Source organism: Microbispora sp. NPDC088329, assembly GCF_040685655.1.
Lineage (GTDB): Bacteria > Actinomycetota > Actinomycetes > Streptosporangiales > Streptosporangiaceae > Microbispora.
Genome location: NZ_JBFBIP010000001.1, coordinates 62,464 through 78,687 on the forward strand (window position 1 = coordinate 62,464; position 16,224 = coordinate 78,687).

Below are 16,224 nucleotides of genomic sequence, written 5' to 3' on the forward strand. Positions count from 1 at the left end.
CGCGACGCCGCTCGGAGGTCTCACGATCCGCTACTCCCCGCTGGAGGTCGTGAGGCCGACGGGGCAGCTCACGCCGGTGCCGCCGATGCCGCAGTAGCCGTTCGGCACCTGGTATTGCTGGTGGTGGCGCTCCACTTCAAGCAGTAAATCATCGCGGATGTGAGCCAGCCAGATACGCGAGAGCTCACCCTGGCAGCCTCTACGTGAGGGTGCTATCGGCTGATCTTGTCGACGTGAACGACCTGTATCCGCTCGTGACCTGCGGTGAGGGCAGCCATGTGCGGCACGTCGGATGTGACGATCACGATTGGACCCTCTTGAGCCAATGCCGTAGCCGCGACCATGGAGTCGACAGCTTGATCAGTGGACATTCCCGCCGCCCCGATCAGCTTGCCGGCCTGTTCCCCAATCTCGCGAGTGACCGTTTCGACCACCACACCACCGAGAACGCGATATACCCCGGCGTCACGCGAAGTGCCTCTCAACGCTTCGGCCAAAATGGCGGCGGACGTGAGGACACGCCGTCCATCCAGGTGCGCGGCATGAAGCCGGACATACATCGCCCTGTCGGTCGCCGCCCGCGAAAGACCTTCGTTGTCAAGGACGAGAGCGCCGTGCTCGCGCGGGCGTATCCGCTTCCGCTGCTTCACGCGCTCGGCCACTCTGCCCGCGCCGCCGCCAGCTCCTCCTCGGTCACAGGACCATGGATCTCTCGAAGATCTGCCACCAGGTCACCCAATCGATCATGCTCTAGCTGACGGACCAGCGCATGGGTGACGTACGCAGAGACGTTGCCCTGTCCGGCCCGGGCCCGCAGTTCCGCGGCGACGTCCGCAGGCACGGTGATGCTCACCTTGTCAGTCCTCAACGGCTCACCCATACGCCAATCCTACCAATGGGAGGATCGCAGTGCCCAGGAGTCGCCAGGTCTCACTACCCGCGTAAACGAGGTCGGTCATCACGGACGACCCCTTGCGGCAGACCAAGCTGGCAAGGGCTGAGAACCGGTAGGAGAACGTCAGCAGGCGCAGTCGGCGGATCACAAGGTGGCCGACAGCGCACCTGACCTCAGATCGAAGACGCTGCCGGATGAGACCGCCCGGCGGCATGGTCTACGTTCCTCGCGCCCGCTGATGAGCATCCAGGGGAGTGACGTTCTCCGGTAGTTGATCGAAAGGGCTCTGGCCCTTGATGGGCACCGGGCTAACCGGGCAGCCAAGGGCCAGGATCAGTCAGTTACCGCAGGTCATGCCTCACCAGTGGTCAGGCCGATCGGACACGCGACGCCTGTGCCGCCGATGCCGCAGTAGCCGTTCGGCATCTTGAGGAGGTATTGCTGGTGGTAGCGGTTCGCTTCAGGCAAGCTCACGCCGCTGGAGCACGCGGAGTGACACGCACCTGAAGACCGGCGTTCAGCGCCCTGGCCAGGCGCCCATCGGCGACGTCTCAAGCCGATGAGCGGGCGTGGCGGACTCCGCTGCCACGACCGCCGACTATCGGATTTCGATGATGACCTTTCCGAACGGGCTGGTCGACTCGTAGTACCGGAACGCCGCGCCGGCTTCCTCGAACGGGAACACTCGGTCGATGACGGGCCGAAGCCGCCGTGCGGCGATGATCTCGTTCATCTGGGTGAACTGCGCGTGGCTTCCGACGGCCAACGCCCGGACCGTCGCGGCGACACCGAACAACAGGCGAGGGTCGAGTGGCCGCCAGTCACCCGAAACGGACCCGACGAACGCGACGTGTCCGTTGATGGCAAGCGACTTCAGTGACTGCTCCAGAGGTCCGGCGGTGTGGACGACCCGGTCCACCCCGCGCCCGCCGGTGATGTCGCGGACCGCGGTGTGCCAGTCGGGAACGGCGCGGTAGTTGACGACCTCGTCAGCGCCCAGGTCACGGAGGCGCTGGTCTCTTTCCGCCCGGCCGGTCGTAGCGATCACTCTCGCGCCGAGAAGTTTGGCCAGTTGTACCGCGAACAGTGATACGCCGCCCGAGCCGGTGGTCAGCACTGTGTGCCCAGGCTGGATCCCAGGACCGTCCCCGGTCAGCGCGTTCCACGCGGTCACCGCGGCGCACGGCAGCGTCGCGGCCTCGGCGTAGGAGAGGTGGCCGGGAATCGGGACGAGGGCTTGCTCCGGGAGGACGGCGAGTTCGGTGAGCATGCCGTCGAGTGAACCTCCCAGTTGTGGCAGGTACGACGGTTGCAGGGGGCCGTCCAGCCACTGCGGGAACAGCGTGGCGGTGACCCGGTCGCCCGGTCGTATCCGCTGGACACCCGGTCCCACGGCGATGACCTGCCCGGCACCGTCGGAGACCGGGATGACGTCCGGCTTGACGGGCAACACGTACTGCCCGCGCAGCACCAGCAGCTCGCGGAAGCTGAGCGAGACGGCGTGGACCATGACCGCGACTTCGCCGAGGCCTGGCATGCGCGGTTCGCGGGTCCGCAGCGACAGCCCCTCGATGCCGTCGCCGCTGTTGACGTGGTAGCTCCGTACGGACGATGGCAGCGCAGCCGTCATCGCGGTCATCCCTCGATGAACTGGTAATCGCTGACGATGCGACCGTCCGCGCCCAGCATGAGGATTTCCAGCCCGATACCGGCCGCATCGCCACCGCCGCGAGCCACCATCTCCCAGCGGAACTTGACCACGTCGTGGAGCCGTTCGGCATCGCCGCGGGACCGGAAAACGTAGGTGCCCGGAGCGACGAACTCCTCGTACGCGCGCGTCACCCGCAGTTCCAGTGCGTCATAGCCGCGAGCCTCCAGCACGAGACGATCGAACCCCAGCCCTTCAGCGGCCTGTCGCATCTCCTGAGGCGGCTGCAGGACATGGACCGCGTCGGGAGACCACAGCTCGCGAACGGCGGCGCGGCGACGCTCCGGGTCGGGTTCACTCCACACCGCGACATAGCGGTCGGTGAGATTCTTCAGGTCGATGTCGGCCATGACGATCCTCAGGTCGTGGTTTATCGTTTGCGACCACGAATATGCTGCGCCGGGCGCACCGCGACAATTCCTTGAAGGGAATCGCCGACCGGCGCCACACCCGGTAAACAGAAAGAATGATCATCGAATCGGCAAGTGGCGGACTCGCTGGTGCGCTGCGCGAGTGGCGCACCCGCCGACGCGTCAGCCAACTCGAACTGGCGGTGCGCGCCGGCACCACTCAACGGCACGTCAGCTTCATCGAGAGCGGACGCTCGGTCCCTGGCCGGTCGATGATCATACGGCTGGCCGAGTCACTCGAGGTGCCGATCCGCGAACGCAACGAGCTGCTCCTCGCCGCGGGGTTCGCGCCCGCGTACCCACAGACCGACCTGGACGATCCCCAGTTGGCAGCGGTCCGAACCGCCCTCGACCGCGTCCTGCACGGGCACCTGCCGTACCCGGCCGTGATCGTCGACCGGCACGGCGACCTCGTCTCGGCCAACGCCGGCTTCCAGGTGATCACCCGCGGAGTGGACCCGGACCTGCTCGCCCCACCGGTGAGCGTCCCCCGAGTCCTGCTGCACCCTCGCGGACTCGCGCCGCGCATCGTCAACCTCGACGAGTGGGCATGGCACATCATCGAACGCATCCGCGCCGAGAGCACGCGGAACCCGAGCGATCGGCTCCGGCTGCTCGCCGCGGAACTCGTCGGCCTGGCGCCGCCGCGTCCACGCCGACTGCCGCCGCATCATCTCGGCTTCGCGGTACCGCTCCACCTCCGCATGAGCGAGCCGGAGAACCGGGAACTGCGACTCATCACCACACTCACTCACTTCGGTACCGCCACCGACGTCACCATCGCAGAACTGCGATTGGAAGCGTTCCTACCGGCCGACGAAACGACCAGCACCGCGCTGACCGAGCTCGTCACGTGGTGAACGCCATCTCCTAAGGCCGCGTATCGGATGTTGTCGGCGCAATCTCGTCTGCTCGCACGGCTCTGGCCCGCAATCGACACCGGGCTTGCCGGGCGGCCAAGGGCCAGGATCGGTCAGTTACCGCAGGTCAGGCTTCACCGGCGGTCAGACCGACGGGGCAGCTGACTCCGGTGCCGCCGAGGCCGCAGTAGCCGTTTGGCACCTTAAAAAGGTATTGCTGGTGGTAGCGGTTCTCTTCGGGCAATACTTCGCCGCTAGCGTGGCTTGGACCGGAAGTCAGCCCAAAGGTCGACCGCCTGCTGCAAGTCGAGGGCGGCGACATCCTCACGAGACATGCCGGCGGTGTGAATCAAGCGATCCGCGAGCCAATCCGGCACCGGCTCCCGAGGAGGCGGTTGATCGACGCTGATGTGGTCGGCCAGCGCGCCCAGGCGTTCGATGATCTGGCCTAGCTGCACTACCTCGGGACGCCCCTTGCCGGCGGCACGAACCCTGGCTGTGGCCTCGGCGTAGACCTCACCATCGGCCCTCTCGCCCACAGCCCACACTTCGCAGATCTCGATCGACTTGTCGTCCGTGATCCGATAGACGACCCGCCAGATGTTGCGCCCGACCACGAGCTTGCGAAAGCCGGTCAGCTCCCCGCCCAGCGGATAGCCCGCCTCGGGATTGTCGAGCAGAAGAAGGATCTTCTTGAGCACCTTGGGCGCGGCGTCCGGACCGATTCGCCGCAGGTCATCGACCGCCGAAGCCGTGAAGACGACGTCAGACACGGGCTACTCGTCGTCCGGCAGCGCGGCCAGCGACTCCCGCGTGTGCCCGAAAGCGGAGAGCACGTCATCGAGCGAGACACGCTCCCCGGAGTCGGTTACCGAGCGTGCGAGCACGAGCGCCAAGTCCCGGAGATCGGCGGCGGCCTCCTCCAGCTCATTCAGGCGACGGATGCTGACAACCGCCGCCACCGGCTGATGCCGACGGGTCACCACCAAATCGGTCCCGCGTTCAGCATCGGCGACCAGACGGGCCACCCCACGCTGAGCCGCTTCTGTGACGCTCAACTCGGCAGCTTCATGCAGCACGGTCATGCGAACTACTGTACAGCAACCTGTACAGAACAGGCGGGAGATGCCCCATCGTATGGCGATGGCGATCACGGACGCCGGACCGCGTCATATGGGCGGCTAGCGCGCCTGCCGGATGTGCACTGCTACGGTAACTGCCCTTGCTGAACTATGGCGCAAGGCCATGCCATTATCGCTTCTCGTGCACGAGGACCGATTCTGGGAACTGATTGAGCGTTCCGGCAGAGAGACACGCAGCAGGAAGGAGCGCCTGGCCTGGCTGAACACCTGGCTCTGCCAACTCTCCGCCGACGAGATCATTGATTACCACATGTGGTGGGAACGCAATGCGAACCGCGGCTGCACATGTGACATGTACGCGCTGAGCTGTCACCTGTTACGACGCGAATCGACTGACGGCTTCGAATATTTCGTCTATTGGCTCATGAGCTTGGGCCGAGAGGCGTACGGCCAAGTCGCCGATTGCCCGGATCGCGTCATGGAACTGCCGCAGGTCGTACACCTCCTCGACCTGAAGCGACGCTGGTTCGCCGAACGACGTCGCGGCTTCCCGTGGTCCGACGAGGACTACCCGGCCTTCGAACTCCTTGCCTATGTAGCGCATGACGCCTATGAGCAGGTCACCGGCAAGGCTGTGGACGATCTCTATGCCGCCGCCGAAGCCAGAGGAGTCCAACGTGGCTTTCCGCTTCTGGCGGCCGAATTCGGCGAGGCAAACTGGGATATCGCCGATGATGCGGAGATCACCCGTAGGCTTCCCCGGCTGGCCCGCTACCTGACCGGCCCGAACCGACCTCATGCGTTCCGCAACTACTGATCACAGACGTGCTCGCTGAAGCACGGGCGCGGCAATGCGGGCGCGGTTAGCGCTGCCCCTCTCCGCACCCACTGATACCGCGGAACCTCCGGCCGATGCGCGTCAGCTTGAATTCGATCCCGTCATTGCCCCTCGTCATCTCCCCGAGGGGCAACGACTGAACAATCCTGCCCGGCGACTGCTCAGCTCTCTCCGGTGGTCAGGCCGACGGGGCAGCTGACTCCGGTGCCGCCGAGGCCGCAGTAGCCGTTGGGCACCTTGAAGAGGTATTGCTGGTGGTAGCGGTTCACTTCAGGCGATAAATGCCTGCTCACCTCACGCTGCGACATCTCACTGACTACCGGCAGGGTCGACGCATGCACTTGGGACCATGGACTTCGACGACGAAGGCTGGGCCGACATCGAGAGACCCCTCGATGCCCCCGCGCTTCCACGGCATCTCTCCGCGCTCGTCGGCGCGCTACAAGGGCCGGCAGACCTCAACGTCCACCATGACCGGTACCTCACCTATCCCCACCACGAGGAGTCCGACAGAGCGATCACACTACTGGCGGAAGAAGTCCTTGAGCCACCCGAGATGCCGCCACCCGTGCCCGCATCTCGTCATTTACGAACCCCGACCGGCGCCCGTGCTCGCCGCCACCACACGGCGCCGGGTGTGCCACAGGCCGACGGTGTAGGCGAAGCCGGGCCCCAGATCGCCCTCCGGAATCATCGTCACGCTCCAGCCGCGACTCCGGACATGCTCGACGGTGTGCCGATCCATGGCACCCCACTCATCGCGGTCCCCGTAGTCATGGCAGACGATGCAGCGACAACCCGAACCAACAGTAGACATGAGCCGTAGCGTACGGACTCCGCGATCAGCGAAGCAGCCGGCCTCGGCTACCGACGCTGCCCGCCCCCCCACAAGATCGAAAGCTACGCCACGCTGCCCACGTCGACGATGGCGTCGGCCTCTCTCATAAGCTCGGCGGCGAAGTGCTGGGCGCGTCTCATAGTGGCGCGGTTGTCGGTAAATCTATAGGTCAAGTAGGACCTCCTTGGGAGGCGGCCGCGGTACGACCGCAGGCTCCGGGGTGGGCCTCACGATCAACGCTAGAGGCAATGGCCCGCCGGTTTGTAATCATGCCGCGCCTGGAACCGCCGAATCTGGAAAGCCAGGTCACGGCCAAGATCACCGCAGACGAAGGGCGTGGCGTTGAGTCCTGAACTCTGATTCGACCTTCGCGTAGCTCGTCACTCTGGTAGCCCGGTCTCTCGCTGCCTGACATCCGATCTTGTCGGACCCATCTGCGAAGATCTTGCGATCCCAGCACCCGGAGTGACGGAGTTTCATGACATGAGCGATGGCCGGCCTGCGAGCCCTGAGGTTTATCGCTACTACCAGCAGCTACTCAAGGATCATTGGCTGGAGAACGGCATCTGCTGGACCGTTGTCGTACCCGACGACGGAAAGCCGCTCGCTCTCACCGAGATCGGCGAACGGGTGAGCGGCGGCGCGAGTCACACGATCCACGAGGCGGCGCGCTTCGAGGACGACTACTCCGACGAAGGCGCCTGGGCGGTGCTGGTGGGCCAGTCCGGTTCAGTGACCGAATTGTTCGAGTACAACGGGTTCCGCGGCGTCCATCCTCAGGTGCTTCCGCGTCTCAGCGCCGGTGCTCGCGCTTACAGCGTCTACTGGAACGTGAACGCCAACAACCGCGTCAGCTTCGCGGCTGATGGAGAGACGCTGCTCATGGTCGATGCCATGTATCCCGAGAGATGGGTGCACGAGCCGAATCTGGCACGTTGGCCAGAGCTGATGGACATGGCACCAAACTTCAGATGGAGGAGGGGCAAGAGCTGGCGAGCGGCAGCGCTGGCGACGATCGAGCTGACTACGGGGGCCAGGCTGAGCCTTGAGTGGCTTGATCAGGAGCGTCCGTATCTCACTTGTCAGGACCCTGTGGTGGACTGAGAAGCGGCGAGTGCGGGACATGCACGGGATAATCTCCCTGATGGCGCAGGCCCCCCAAGAGGTTCGCGCAGCTCACGCCGTATATGCCAGCCGTACGGCCACCACTCTCCTAAAGCGGGTGCTCGAAGGCGGGGTGCCGCGCGGCTTCCGGTCCTCGGCCTGGCGGTCCTTCGGTCCGGGTCCGCTTGGCACCGGATCACGAGGGTGCGCCCCTCGGAGAACACTTCTCGTCAGCAGAAGTCAGGCGTAAGCGGGCTGAGCCCATCAGAATTCGCATGCACTAATAGCGGGCTTCGTCACCTCTCCAGCCGCCGCTACTATGCCTCTTCTGGAGCTACTACCTACAGTTGCCGAGTGATCGACTACGACCCGACGCGACCCAAGTGGGTGCAGATCTACGAGGTCGTACGCGCACGCATCGAGTCGGGCGAGTACCCGCCCCGCTACCTCATCTCCGAGGTCCAGATGGAAGGCGAATTCGGCGTCGCCCGCGTGACCGTCCGCAAGGTGACCGCCAAGCTCCGCGAAGACGGCCTCATCGTCACCACCCCGGGCATGGCTCCTTCGTGGCCCAGGACAAGAACGAGACCTCCGAGCAGGCCTGAACCGCCACCCGGAGGTCTCAGCAATCCCGGCTACTCCTCCGAAGAGTTTGTCAGCCCAGTCGGGCACCAGGCGGAAGGGTCACCTGCGTTGACACCGGTGCCGCCGAGGCCGCAGTAGCCGTTGGGCACCTTGAACAGATATTGCCGGTGATAGCGCTCCGCTTCAGGCAACAAATCGCAAGCTCTGCCGGTGCCGCCTCGGCCGCGGAATCACACCGCTCAGGGCCACGGCAAGACAGCGCTCAGAGCCGCTCCGGCAGGAGCATGAATGCACCGGTGTGCTGGGGACGGACAACAGTGAAGTGGCGGCGGTCAAGTGTTGCCACTTCCGTGACGCCGAGTCGCTCAGCAATGGCAATCACAGAGGCGTCAACCGCCCCGAGTGGGAGACTTGCGTACGTCTCCACCAGGTCGCTCATACGCTGCAGATCACGTTCTGTGAGATCTACCAAGGTCAGGCCTGCTCCAAAGGAGCGCAGAAACGCTGCCTCCGCTTTGCTCCCCTGCCGCTTCTCGACGAGTTGGCATACCTCGGTGACCACGCTCGCAGGGACGAGCAAGGGCCCTGGGTGGGTCCGCAGAAGTCGGGCACAGGCCTGATGATGGCGGTCCCGGACGTTCACGGCCGCAACCAAGGACCCGAGTCGATGACGATCACAAAGAGTGATTGTCCTCCGCGCGGAGAATCTCCTCCGAGCGTTCCGCGAAATCCGGCTCCGCTTCGAGCATGCCGATGAACGGCAGGTCGCGTACCACAGGCGGCTCTTCGAGCTGATCGCGGACGAGCCTGAGCAGAGGAGCCACCTTCTCCTCTGGCAGCCGATCAACCAGGTGGTGGAGTTCCTCGCGCATCACGCTCATGTATCGAGTGTAATCAGCGGGACCGCCCCGGACAGCCGCGCGCCGCGGCGACTGATCGCAACCCGCTGAGAGCGGCTGTGCCGGCCCGGGGCAGCCCGGGCTCCGGGCCGACTGGTTCCTGCGAGATCAAGCGTCACCCGCAGTCAGGCCGACGGGGCAGCTGACTCCGGTGCCGCCGAGGCCGCAGTAGCCGTTCGGCACCTTGAAAAGGTATTGCTGGTGGTAGCGATTCACCTCAGGCAATAAGTTCTCCCTCACCGCGCTCTGTGACTTCTCACTGGCTGCGGGCAGGTCGGCGCCTACACTTGGCAGCATGGACTTGGACAACGAAGGCTGGGCCGACATCGAGGAGCCCCTCGACGCGCCCGCGCTTCCACGGCATCTCTCCGCGCTCATCGGCGCGCTACAAGGGCCGGCAGACCTCGGCGTCCACCATGACCGGTACCTCACCTATCCTCACCACGAGGAGTCCGACGGAGCGATCACCGCGTGATCCTCTGCGACACGGGACCCCTCGTCGCGGCCTTCAACAGGGCCGACAAGGACCACGCTCGCTGCGTCCGGTTTCTCGCGCAGAACTGGACCAAACTCGTCGTACCGTCCCTCGCGGTGACAGAGATCTGTCACCTGCTCTCCGATCCGGTGCGTCGCGGCAGCCCCACTCTTGCAGCCGAATTCTGCGCCGCCATCGCCGACGACGAGCTTCGCGTTATCGAGGTGACGCCTCACGACTACCGGCGGATGTCCGAACTGCTCTCGGCCTACGCCTCGCTCCGGCTTCAAGCCGTCGACGCCTGCGTGATAGCCCTGGCCGAACGCTTCGACCTTCGCGAAGTCGCCACGCTGGATCAGCGGGACTATCTCGTCGTTGCCCCTCGTCACCTCCCCAAGGGGCAACGACTCACCATCCTGCCCGGCGACTGATCAGCTTTCGCTCGTCGGCAGGCCGACGGGGCAGGAGACGCCGGTGCCGCCGATGCCGCAGTAGCCGTTTGGCACCTTAAAAAGGTATTGCTGGTGATAATCCTCGGCGAAGTAGAACTCGCCGGCGGGGGCGATCTCGGTGGTGATCTCGCCGTACCCGGCCTTGGTGAGCACCTCCTGGTACGCGTCCTGGGACGTCACGGCCGCCGCCAGTTGCTCCGGGCCGTGGGTGTAGACGGCCGACCGGTACTGCGTGCCGACGTCGTTGCCCTGGCGCATGCCCTGCGTGGGGTCGTGGGCCTCCCAGAACACCTTGAGGAGCTCCTCATACGACACCTGGGCGGGGTCGAAGACCACCCGGACGACCTCGGTGTGCCCGGTGAGCCCGGTGCAGACCTCCTCGTACGTAGGGTTCGGCGTGTAGCCGCCCGCATAGCCCACGGCGGTCGAGACGACCCCGGGGGTCTGCCAGAACTTGCGCTCGGCGCCCCAGAAGCAGCCCAGCCCGAAATCGGCGATCTCGGTGCCTTCCGGATACGGCGGAGCCAGCGGCCCGCCGAGGACCTGGTGCCGGGTGGCCACAGGCATGACCTCGGCCCGGCCCGGCAGCGCCTCCGCGGGATCCACCATCGTCGTCTTGTCTGTGCCGAACAGCCAGCCCATCACGCGCCCTTCCTTCCGCTCTGCCATCCCCAACCCAACGTCCGCCGGGCTTGTTCCTGACGTAAGCGTCTCTAAACCTGGGGCATAGAGACCCTTATTTGTGCTGAATCTAGGTAAGCAGCGAAGATGGGGTTCATGCCTGATACGCGGCGTGGTGTCCTATATGGCGTCACCGCATACACGATGTGGGGTTTGTTCCCCCTCTATTGGCCCCTGCTCAAGCCGTCCGGCGCTGTGGAGATCCTCGCCCACCGGATGGTCTGGTCGCTCGTCGTGGTGATCACGGTCCTCGCCGTGCGCCGTCACTGGTCGTGGATCCGCACGATCACGCGCCGCCAGTTGATCCTCCTCGCCCTCGCGGCCGTCACGGTCTCGGTCAACTGGGGCGTCTACATCTACGCCGTCAACGCCGGTCACGTGGTGGAAAGCGCGCTCGGCTACTTCATCAACCCCCTGGTCAGCGTGCTGTTCGGCGTGCTGGTCTTCCGCGAGCGACTGCGCCGGTGGCAGTGGATCGCCGTCGGGCTGGGCGCCCTCGCGGTCCTCATCCTCACGCTCGACTACGGGCGCCTCCCCTGGATCGCCCTCGTGCTCGCCTTCAGCTTCGGCACGTACGGCCTGATCAAGAAGGCGGCGGGGGTGGGCAGCGCGGAGAGCCTGACCATCGAGACGCTCGTGCTGCTGGTGCCGGCCCTGGGCTACCTGCTCGTCCTGCAGGCGAACGGCACGGGGACCTTCGGCGACCACGGCCTCGGACACGCCCTGCTGCTGGTGACGGCCGGCGTCATCACCGCGGTGCCGCTGATGCTCTTCACGGCCGCCGCGCTGCGGGTTCCGCTCACCGTCATCGGCCTGCTCCAGTACATCGCCCCGGTGCTGCAGTTCCTGTGCGGCGTGCTGATCGCCCACGAGACGATGCCGGCCAGCCGCTGGGCCGGATTCGTCGTCGTCTGGCTCGCGCTGTGCGTCTTCACCTGGGACAGCATCCGCTCCGCCCACACCATTCGCCAGGAACGCACGGCCGCGCTCGAGACCGTCTGATACGTCACGGGGAGTACGGCTGTCGCCTCCGGCGGGCGGACGACGGCGCCGGCCGAACCGGTGACGATCGTCACATGAGCAAGGAATTCCGCTTCGGGATCGTCGCCGGCCTGGCTCCCGACGCCGCCGCCTGGAGGGCGACGGCCCGCAGGGCCGAGGACCTCGGCTATTCGACCCTGCTCGTCCCCGACACGTTGCGGACGCTTCCGCCGCTGCTCGCGATGACCGCGGCGGCCACCGCCACGAGCGTGCTGCGCGTGGGCACGTTCGTGCTGGCCGCGCCCTACCGCAACCCCCGGCTGCTCGCCCACGAGCTCGCCGGGCTCTACTTCCTGTCCGGCGGACGGCTGGAGGTCGGCGTGGGTGGTGGCCGTGCCGACGCCCGTCAGGACGCGGCGGCGCTCGGGGTGCCGTACGGCACGGCGGGCGAACGCGTCGCACAGGTCCGATCGGTGATCGGCGAGGTGCGGGCGGCCTTCGCCGACAGCAGGACCGCAGTGCGGCGTCCGGGGCCGCCCGTCCTGGTCGCCGGGGCCGGTCCCCGCATGCTGGCTCTGGCCGCCGAGGAGGCGGACATCGTCGCGCTCGCCGTGCCGCCCGACACGCCTGAGGAGGGCCTGCGCGCGCCCGTCGGCATCCTCCGCGACGAAGCCGGCGCGCGGTTCGACGACATCGAGCTGAGCATGAACCTGCTCCAGGTGGGCGACGGGCCGCCTCCGTGGGTGCCCGAAGGGCTCAGGACCACGTCGGCGGACGCCGCGGCCGTGCTTCGCGGCTCGCCCCGCGAGATGGCCGACACGCTGCTGCGCCGCCGCGACGAGCTGGGCATCTCCTACGTCACCGTCAACGGTTTCTTCGCCGACGCCCTCGCTCCCGTCGTGGACCTCCTCGCCGGCCGCTGAGCCGTGTCTCGCCGGGTTTTTCCGCCGACGCTGCCGATCAGCCCTATCCCGACATGAGCCGCGGTCAGCGGGTGGCCGCGATACGTGAACGGGTGCGAGCAGGCGCCCACTCAGGCAGCTCGGTGAGGATGTCGGCGAGGGTGACTCCGGCGAGGCTGCTCCGCCACGCGCGGTGCGCCTCGGCCATCTTCTCGGCGATGACGCAGATGCGCCGGCAGTCCTCGGGAGGTAACGCCCCCCGCCCCTGCTGGCGGATCTCGCGGCACTCGTAGGGCGAGGACGAGCCGTCCACCGCCTCGACGATCTGCAGCAACGTGATGTCGGAAACGGCCCGCGCGAGACGGAACCCGCCGCGCGGGCCCGTCATCGCGGTCAGCACACCGGCTCTGACGAGCGCCTGGAGCTGCTTGGCCAGGTAGGGGGCCGGAACGTCGTAATACTCCGCGAGCTGGGCCGCCGACGCGGTCGCTCCCGGCTCGAGCTGCGCCAGCGTGGTGGCGCAGTGCAACACCCACTCGGTGCTCGCAGGCAGCTTCATGCCCTCCAGTGTATTGGAGAGATTGCAGATCTATTTTATCCGAGATAGCATCCGGGGCGTCTAGCGAAGGAGAAACCATGCGCATCGCAGTCGCCGGCGCCACCGGGAACATCGGGAAGCTCACCGTCGCCGCCCTCGAACGGGACGGGCACGACGTCGTACGCGTCAGCCGCTCCCTCGGCGTGGACCTGATGACGGGCGAGGGGCTCGACGACGCCCTGACCGGCGTCGAGGCCGTGGTCGACGCGATCAGCTCGGAGGCGACCGACCGGGACGAGGCCGTGTCGTATTTCGGCACGACCACCAGGAACCTGCTGGCCGCGGAGGAACGGGCGGGCGTCCGCCATCACGTGCTGCTCTCGATCATCGGCATCCACCGCGTCGAGGGCAACGCCCACTACGCCGGCAAGCGGGAGCAGGAGCGCCTGGTGTCCGCCGGTCCGGTGCCGTGGACGATCGTCCCGGTCGCGCAGTTCCACGACTTCGCCGAGACGGTGGCGGGCTGGACCGAGCAGGACGGCGTCGCCACGATCGCGCCGCTGCTGGTGCAGCCGATCGCGCCCGCCGACGTGGCCGACGTCCTCGCGGAGGTCGCGGTGGGCGAGCCTCAGGGGCGCTACGCCGACGTGGCCGGTCCCGAGCCGCAGGACCTCGTCGACATGGCCCGGCGCACCCTCGAGGCACGCGGCCGCTCGGTCAAGCTCGTGCCGACCTGGTCGGGCCTGTTCAGCCCGGAAATGGCGGGTGAGGTGCTGCTGCCCGGCGAGGGCGCCCGCATCGCGCCGACCACCTTCGACGAGTGGCTCGCCGACCAGAAGTAGACACCGGCGCAGCGAGCGCCGCACGACCTGACGCCCGTCCGCCGGCAGGTCGCGGCGGCCAGTGGCGCAGGTGTCATGCCGGCGCCGCCTCGGCCCTGGCATACGCCGCCTCGGCGATGCGCGGCAGCAGCACGGCGGGGTCGGTGCGCGGCTCGGGGAACTGGTTCGGAATCCGGATCTCCAGCACGTAGCGAGATGTCTGCACCACCTCGACCCATTGCCAGACGGGGACGTCTCCGCTGCCCGTGATGCGGAAGGCGAACGACCGGACGCCCAGCGGCGGCACGGGGAACGGCTCCACCGCTCCGGTGCCGACCCCGGCGCCCCTCAACTTCCGGCAGGACTCCACGCCGCTGGTGTCCGCCAGGTGGTCCAGCATCGCGGCAGGCCCTGTGACGATCGACTCGCCGAACACGAGCGGGTCGGCGCTCCGGGACGACTGCAACTCCGTCGCCGCGATCCACACGCCCCGCTGGTCGAAGTCGCGCAGCACGACCGTCCACATCCCCGAGGTCCATTTCCCACATGGAGAGGGCGCGTGAAAGGGGCTGCTCATCATCCGGAGCGCGACGAACCGCGACCCCTCGAGGACCGGGGCCGGGAGGCCGAGCACCGCCCCCGGAGTCACGTCCGACTCGTAGGCAGAGCCGAATTCCGTGAGCAGCGCCGACAACAGGCGCGGGTTCGCACCCCCCGTGCCCGGGTTGCGCACCGGGATCGGCTCGCCCTTCGGCAACACCCAGGAGAGAAACGTCTGCGACACCGAGGGGGTGGGGGCCGGTCGTTCCCCGTGCGGGCCAGGCGAGCCCGCCTTGAACGAACCCCGCTTGGGCGAAGTCGGCTCACGCGAGCCCGGTTCAGGCGAAGTCGGCTCGGGCGAGCCCGCCGCGGCGATGGCGTCGAACAGGGCTTGCGCCGAGCTCTCTCCCTCTCCCGCACCACGCGTGAGGACCTGGTCCTTGTCCACGGTGACCATGCCGGCGGGCGTCGAAGCCGGCGTCGGAGCGGCGGCGGATGTGCCTGCGCCCCGTGTGCCGCAGGCGGCCCCGGCCAGGGAAAGGGACACGACCGCCGACAGCGCGACCGCACACCGGGAGATCTTCACCCGGCCAATGATCCCCTATGGGATGGTCAGCCCGTGCGCTCGACGACGTAGTCGCACAGGGCGATGAGGGCCGTACGCGCCGGGATGTCGGGCAGGCCGGCCAGGGCGTCCTTGGCCCGGTCGATCCAGCGGGTGAGCTCCTCGCGGGCCTGCTCCATGGCCCGGTGGGCCCGCAGCAGGGTCAGTGCCTCCTCGACGTCCTCCTCCGCCACCGGCCCCGACAGCAGAGCACGCATCCGGGCGTCGGCGGGGTCGTCGGAGGTCAGGGCGTACAGCACGGGGAGCGTGCGGACGCCCTCGCGCAGGTCGGTCCCCGGGGTCTTGCCCGAGTCGGTCGTGGGCGCGGCCACGTCGATGAGGTCGTCGCCGAGCTGCCAGGCCACGCCGATCGCCTCACAGGCGTCGGTGAGGCGATCGACCACGTCGGCGGGAGCGCCGGAGAGCATGGCGCCGAAGCGGCCCGAGGTGGCGATGAGAGAGCCGGTCTTGTCGGCCAGCACGCTGATGTAGTGGGCGATCGCGTCGCGGCCCTCGGCGGGCCCGATCGTCTCGCGGATCTGGCCGCGGACCAGGCGGGAGAACGTACGCGCCTGGATCCGGATCAGCTCGCTGCCGAGGTCGGCGAGGATCTCCGACGCCTGGGCGAACAGGTAGTCGCCGGTGAGGATGGCCACGGTGTTGTCCCACCGGGCGTTGGCGGACGGGGAGCCCCGGCGCACCGGGGCCTCGTCCATCACGTCGTCGTGATAGAGCGTGGCCAGGTGGGTCAGCTCGATGACGACGGCCCCGGGCACCACGCCCGGGGCGTCCGGGTTGCCGAACTGGGCGGCCAGCAGCACGAGCATCGCCCGGAACCGCTTGCCGCCCGCCTCGATCAGGTGCCTGGACGTCTGGGTGACGAAGGCGTCCTCGCTCTCGACCGACGAGCGCAGCAGCTTCTCCACCGCCGCGAGCCCGCCTGCGAGGTCGTCGGCCAGCCGCTCGTCGACGAGAGGGATGTCCACAACGGGCGGCGCGGCCATACGGAAA

Annotated in this window: 21 protein-coding genes and 5 pseudogenes; 9 read left to right on the plus strand and 17 right to left on the minus strand. The window is 67.3% G+C overall.

All coding sequences use genetic code 11. From position 1 onward, the window contains the following. Window positions 1-30: 30 nt before the first annotated feature. From AB0O28_RS00315 to AB0O28_RS00340, 6 genes and pseudogenes are all read right to left on the minus strand, one after another. Window positions 31-132 (minus strand): annotated as a pseudogene (locus AB0O28_RS00315) (peptide-methionine (S)-S-oxide reductase); the annotation flags it as partial. A gap of 80 nt (window positions 133-212) precedes the next feature. Then, on the minus strand, window positions 213-650 hold the full coding sequence (locus AB0O28_RS00320) for a PIN domain-containing protein (protein ID WP_363634645.1): 438 nt from the start codon (window positions 648-650) through the stop codon (window positions 213-215). Continuing rightward, on the minus strand, window positions 647-880 hold the full coding sequence (locus AB0O28_RS00325; RefSeq protein ID WP_363634647.1) for a CopG family transcriptional regulator: 234 nt from the start codon (window positions 878-880) through the stop codon (window positions 647-649). Before AB0O28_RS00325 ends, AB0O28_RS00320 begins: the two co-directional genes overlap by 4 nt. Before the next feature lie 366 nt (window positions 881-1,246). Beyond that, window positions 1,247-1,345: pseudogene (locus AB0O28_RS00330) on the minus strand (peptide-methionine (S)-S-oxide reductase); the annotation flags it as partial. A gap of 148 nt (window positions 1,346-1,493) precedes the next feature. Then, window positions 1,494-2,525 (minus strand): NAD(P)-dependent alcohol dehydrogenase, encoded by a 1,032-nt coding sequence (locus AB0O28_RS00335; protein WP_363634649.1) that lies wholly within the window; start codon window positions 2,523-2,525, stop codon window positions 1,494-1,496. 5 nt (window positions 2,526-2,530) lie between these two features. Then, a complete protein-coding gene (locus tag AB0O28_RS00340; RefSeq protein WP_363634651.1) occupies window positions 2,531-2,953 on the minus strand; it encodes a hypothetical protein in 423 nt (140 codons plus the stop codon). A 116-nt stretch (window positions 2,954-3,069) separates the two neighbouring features. Between AB0O28_RS00340 and AB0O28_RS00345 the strand changes: the two genes are divergently transcribed. Next, entirely contained in the window at window positions 3,070-3,873 is an 804-nt protein-coding gene (locus AB0O28_RS00345) for a helix-turn-helix transcriptional regulator (protein ID WP_363634653.1), read from the plus strand. 127 nt (window positions 3,874-4,000) lie between these two features. Here AB0O28_RS00345 and AB0O28_RS00350 read toward each other — a convergent pair. The 3 genes and pseudogenes from AB0O28_RS00350 to AB0O28_RS00360 form a co-directional block, all read right to left on the minus strand. Next, a pseudogene (locus tag AB0O28_RS00350) lies at window positions 4,001-4,099 on the minus strand (peptide-methionine (S)-S-oxide reductase); the annotation flags it as partial. A gap of 28 nt (window positions 4,100-4,127) precedes the next feature. Beyond that, window positions 4,128-4,646: a type II toxin-antitoxin system RelE/ParE family toxin gene (locus tag AB0O28_RS00355; protein ID WP_363634655.1), complete on the minus strand. Its 519-nt coding sequence runs from the start codon at window positions 4,644-4,646 to the stop codon at window positions 4,128-4,130. Window positions 4,647-4,649: 3 nt separating this feature from the next. Then, complete coding sequence (locus AB0O28_RS00360; RefSeq protein WP_357037311.1) at window positions 4,650-4,958, minus strand: type II toxin-antitoxin system prevent-host-death family antitoxin; 309 nt, start codon at window positions 4,956-4,958, stop codon at window positions 4,650-4,652. A 178-nt stretch (window positions 4,959-5,136) separates the two neighbouring features. On the opposite strand from AB0O28_RS00360, the gene AB0O28_RS00365 reads away from it, so the two are divergent. Beyond that, window positions 5,137-5,772 (plus strand): DUF4240 domain-containing protein, encoded by a 636-nt coding sequence (locus tag AB0O28_RS00365; protein WP_363634658.1) that lies wholly within the window; start codon window positions 5,137-5,139, stop codon window positions 5,770-5,772. Window positions 5,773-5,954: 182 nt separating this feature from the next. Here AB0O28_RS00365 and AB0O28_RS00370 read toward each other — a convergent pair. Then, window positions 5,955-6,053: pseudogene (locus AB0O28_RS00370) on the minus strand (peptide-methionine (S)-S-oxide reductase); the annotation flags it as partial. 1,061 nt (window positions 6,054-7,114) lie between these two features. Between AB0O28_RS00370 and AB0O28_RS00375 the strand changes: the two are divergent. Both AB0O28_RS00375 and AB0O28_RS00380 read left to right on the plus strand, forming a co-directional pair. Beyond that, window positions 7,115-7,735 (plus strand): DUF6461 domain-containing protein, encoded by a 621-nt coding sequence (locus AB0O28_RS00375; RefSeq protein ID WP_363634660.1) that lies wholly within the window; start codon window positions 7,115-7,117, stop codon window positions 7,733-7,735. Window positions 7,736-8,089: 354 nt separating this feature from the next. After that, entirely contained in the window at window positions 8,090-8,458 is a 369-nt protein-coding gene (locus AB0O28_RS00380) for a GntR family transcriptional regulator (RefSeq protein ID WP_363634662.1), read from the plus strand. 124 nt (window positions 8,459-8,582) lie between these two features. On the opposite strand, the gene AB0O28_RS00385 is transcribed toward AB0O28_RS00380, so the two are convergent. From AB0O28_RS00385 to AB0O28_RS00395, 3 genes and pseudogenes are all read right to left on the minus strand, one after another. After that, a complete protein-coding gene (locus AB0O28_RS00385) occupies window positions 8,583-8,963 on the minus strand; it encodes a PIN domain-containing protein (RefSeq protein ID WP_363634664.1) in 381 nt (126 codons plus the stop codon). Between the two features lie 31 nt (window positions 8,964-8,994). Beyond that, window positions 8,995-9,201 (minus strand): hypothetical protein, encoded by a 207-nt coding sequence (locus tag AB0O28_RS00390; RefSeq protein ID WP_139579074.1) that lies wholly within the window; start codon window positions 9,199-9,201, stop codon window positions 8,995-8,997. 126 nt (window positions 9,202-9,327) lie between these two features. After that, window positions 9,328-9,426 (minus strand): annotated as a pseudogene (locus AB0O28_RS00395) (peptide-methionine (S)-S-oxide reductase); the annotation flags it as partial. Window positions 9,427-9,514: 88 nt separating this feature from the next. On the opposite strand from AB0O28_RS00395, the gene AB0O28_RS00400 reads away from it, so the two are divergent. Both AB0O28_RS00400 and AB0O28_RS00405 read left to right on the plus strand, forming a co-directional pair. Next, entirely contained in the window at window positions 9,515-9,694 is a 180-nt protein-coding gene (locus tag AB0O28_RS00400; protein WP_363634666.1) for a hypothetical protein, read from the plus strand. After that, complete coding sequence (locus AB0O28_RS00405) at window positions 9,691-10,125, plus strand: PIN domain-containing protein (RefSeq protein WP_363634668.1); 435 nt, start codon at window positions 9,691-9,693, stop codon at window positions 10,123-10,125. The genes AB0O28_RS00400 and AB0O28_RS00405 overlap by 4 nt, the downstream gene beginning before the upstream one ends. Here the strand turns inward: AB0O28_RS00405 and msrA are convergent, their stop codons facing one another. Next, window positions 10,126-10,788, minus strand: a complete 663-nt coding sequence (msrA, locus tag AB0O28_RS00410) for a peptide-methionine (S)-S-oxide reductase MsrA (protein ID WP_363636129.1) — start codon at window positions 10,786-10,788, stop codon at window positions 10,126-10,128. 135 nt (window positions 10,789-10,923) lie between these two features. Between msrA and rarD the strand changes: the two genes are divergently transcribed. Further along, window positions 10,924-11,829, plus strand: a complete 906-nt coding sequence (gene rarD, locus AB0O28_RS00415; RefSeq protein WP_363634670.1) for an EamA family transporter RarD — start codon at window positions 10,924-10,926, stop codon at window positions 11,827-11,829. A 74-nt stretch (window positions 11,830-11,903) separates the two neighbouring features. Next, entirely contained in the window at window positions 11,904-12,731 is an 828-nt protein-coding gene (locus AB0O28_RS00420; RefSeq protein WP_363634672.1) for an LLM class flavin-dependent oxidoreductase, read from the plus strand. 64 nt (window positions 12,732-12,795) lie between these two features. On the opposite strand, the gene AB0O28_RS00425 is transcribed toward AB0O28_RS00420, so the two are convergent. Continuing rightward, complete coding sequence (locus AB0O28_RS00425; protein WP_363634674.1) at window positions 12,796-13,269, minus strand: Rrf2 family transcriptional regulator; 474 nt, start codon at window positions 13,267-13,269, stop codon at window positions 12,796-12,798. 77 nt (window positions 13,270-13,346) lie between these two features. Between AB0O28_RS00425 and AB0O28_RS00430 the strand changes: the two genes are divergently transcribed. Further along, complete coding sequence (locus tag AB0O28_RS00430) at window positions 13,347-14,090, plus strand: NAD(P)H-binding protein (protein ID WP_363634676.1); 744 nt, start codon at window positions 13,347-13,349, stop codon at window positions 14,088-14,090. A 73-nt stretch (window positions 14,091-14,163) separates the two neighbouring features. Here AB0O28_RS00430 and AB0O28_RS00435 read toward each other — a convergent pair whose 3' ends face one another. Beyond that, window positions 14,164-15,195, minus strand: a complete 1,032-nt coding sequence (locus tag AB0O28_RS00435; protein ID WP_363634678.1) for a hypothetical protein — start codon at window positions 15,193-15,195, stop codon at window positions 14,164-14,166. A 26-nt stretch (window positions 15,196-15,221) separates the two neighbouring features. Continuing rightward, window positions 15,222-16,217, minus strand: a complete 996-nt coding sequence (locus AB0O28_RS00440; protein WP_363634680.1) for a polyprenyl synthetase family protein — start codon at window positions 16,215-16,217, stop codon at window positions 15,222-15,224. Window positions 16,218-16,224: the final 7 nt, after the last annotated feature.

Bases quoted from the DNA above. Each gene is read 5' to 3' on its own strand.
- AB0O28_RS00325 (WP_363634647.1), bottom strand. From the start codon at position 880: ATGGGTGAGCCGTTGAGGACTGACAAGGTGAGCATCACCGTGCCTGCG.
- AB0O28_RS00335 (WP_363634649.1), bottom strand. From the start codon at position 2,525: ATGACGGCTGCGCTGCCATCGTCCGTACGGAGCTACCACGTCAACAGC.
- AB0O28_RS00340 (WP_363634651.1), bottom strand. From the start codon at position 2,953: ATGGCCGACATCGACCTGAAGAATCTCACCGACCGCTATGTCGCGGTG.
- AB0O28_RS00345 (WP_363634653.1), top strand. From the start codon at position 3,070: ATGATCATCGAATCGGCAAGTGGCGGACTCGCTGGTGCGCTGCGCGAG.
- AB0O28_RS00360 (WP_357037311.1), bottom strand. From the start codon at position 4,958: ATGACCGTGCTGCATGAAGCTGCCGAGTTGAGCGTCACAGAAGCGGCT.
- AB0O28_RS00375 (WP_363634660.1), top strand. From the start codon at position 7,115: ATGAGCGATGGCCGGCCTGCGAGCCCTGAGGTTTATCGCTACTACCAG.
- AB0O28_RS00390 (WP_139579074.1), bottom strand. From the start codon at position 9,201: ATGAGCGTGATGCGCGAGGAACTCCACCACCTGGTTGATCGGCTGCCA.
- AB0O28_RS00400 (WP_363634666.1), top strand. From the start codon at position 9,515: ATGGACTTGGACAACGAAGGCTGGGCCGACATCGAGGAGCCCCTCGAC.
- msrA (WP_363636129.1), bottom strand. From the start codon at position 10,788: ATGGGCTGGCTGTTCGGCACAGACAAGACGACGATGGTGGATCCCGCG.
- rarD (WP_363634670.1), top strand. From the start codon at position 10,924: ATGCCTGATACGCGGCGTGGTGTCCTATATGGCGTCACCGCATACACG.
- AB0O28_RS00420 (WP_363634672.1), top strand. From the start codon at position 11,904: ATGAGCAAGGAATTCCGCTTCGGGATCGTCGCCGGCCTGGCTCCCGAC.
- AB0O28_RS00425 (WP_363634674.1), bottom strand. From the start codon at position 13,269: ATGAAGCTGCCTGCGAGCACCGAGTGGGTGTTGCACTGCGCCACCACG.
- AB0O28_RS00430 (WP_363634676.1), top strand. From the start codon at position 13,347: ATGCGCATCGCAGTCGCCGGCGCCACCGGGAACATCGGGAAGCTCACC.
- AB0O28_RS00440 (WP_363634680.1), bottom strand. From the start codon at position 16,217: ATGGCCGCGCCGCCCGTTGTGGACATCCCTCTCGTCGACGAGCGGCTG.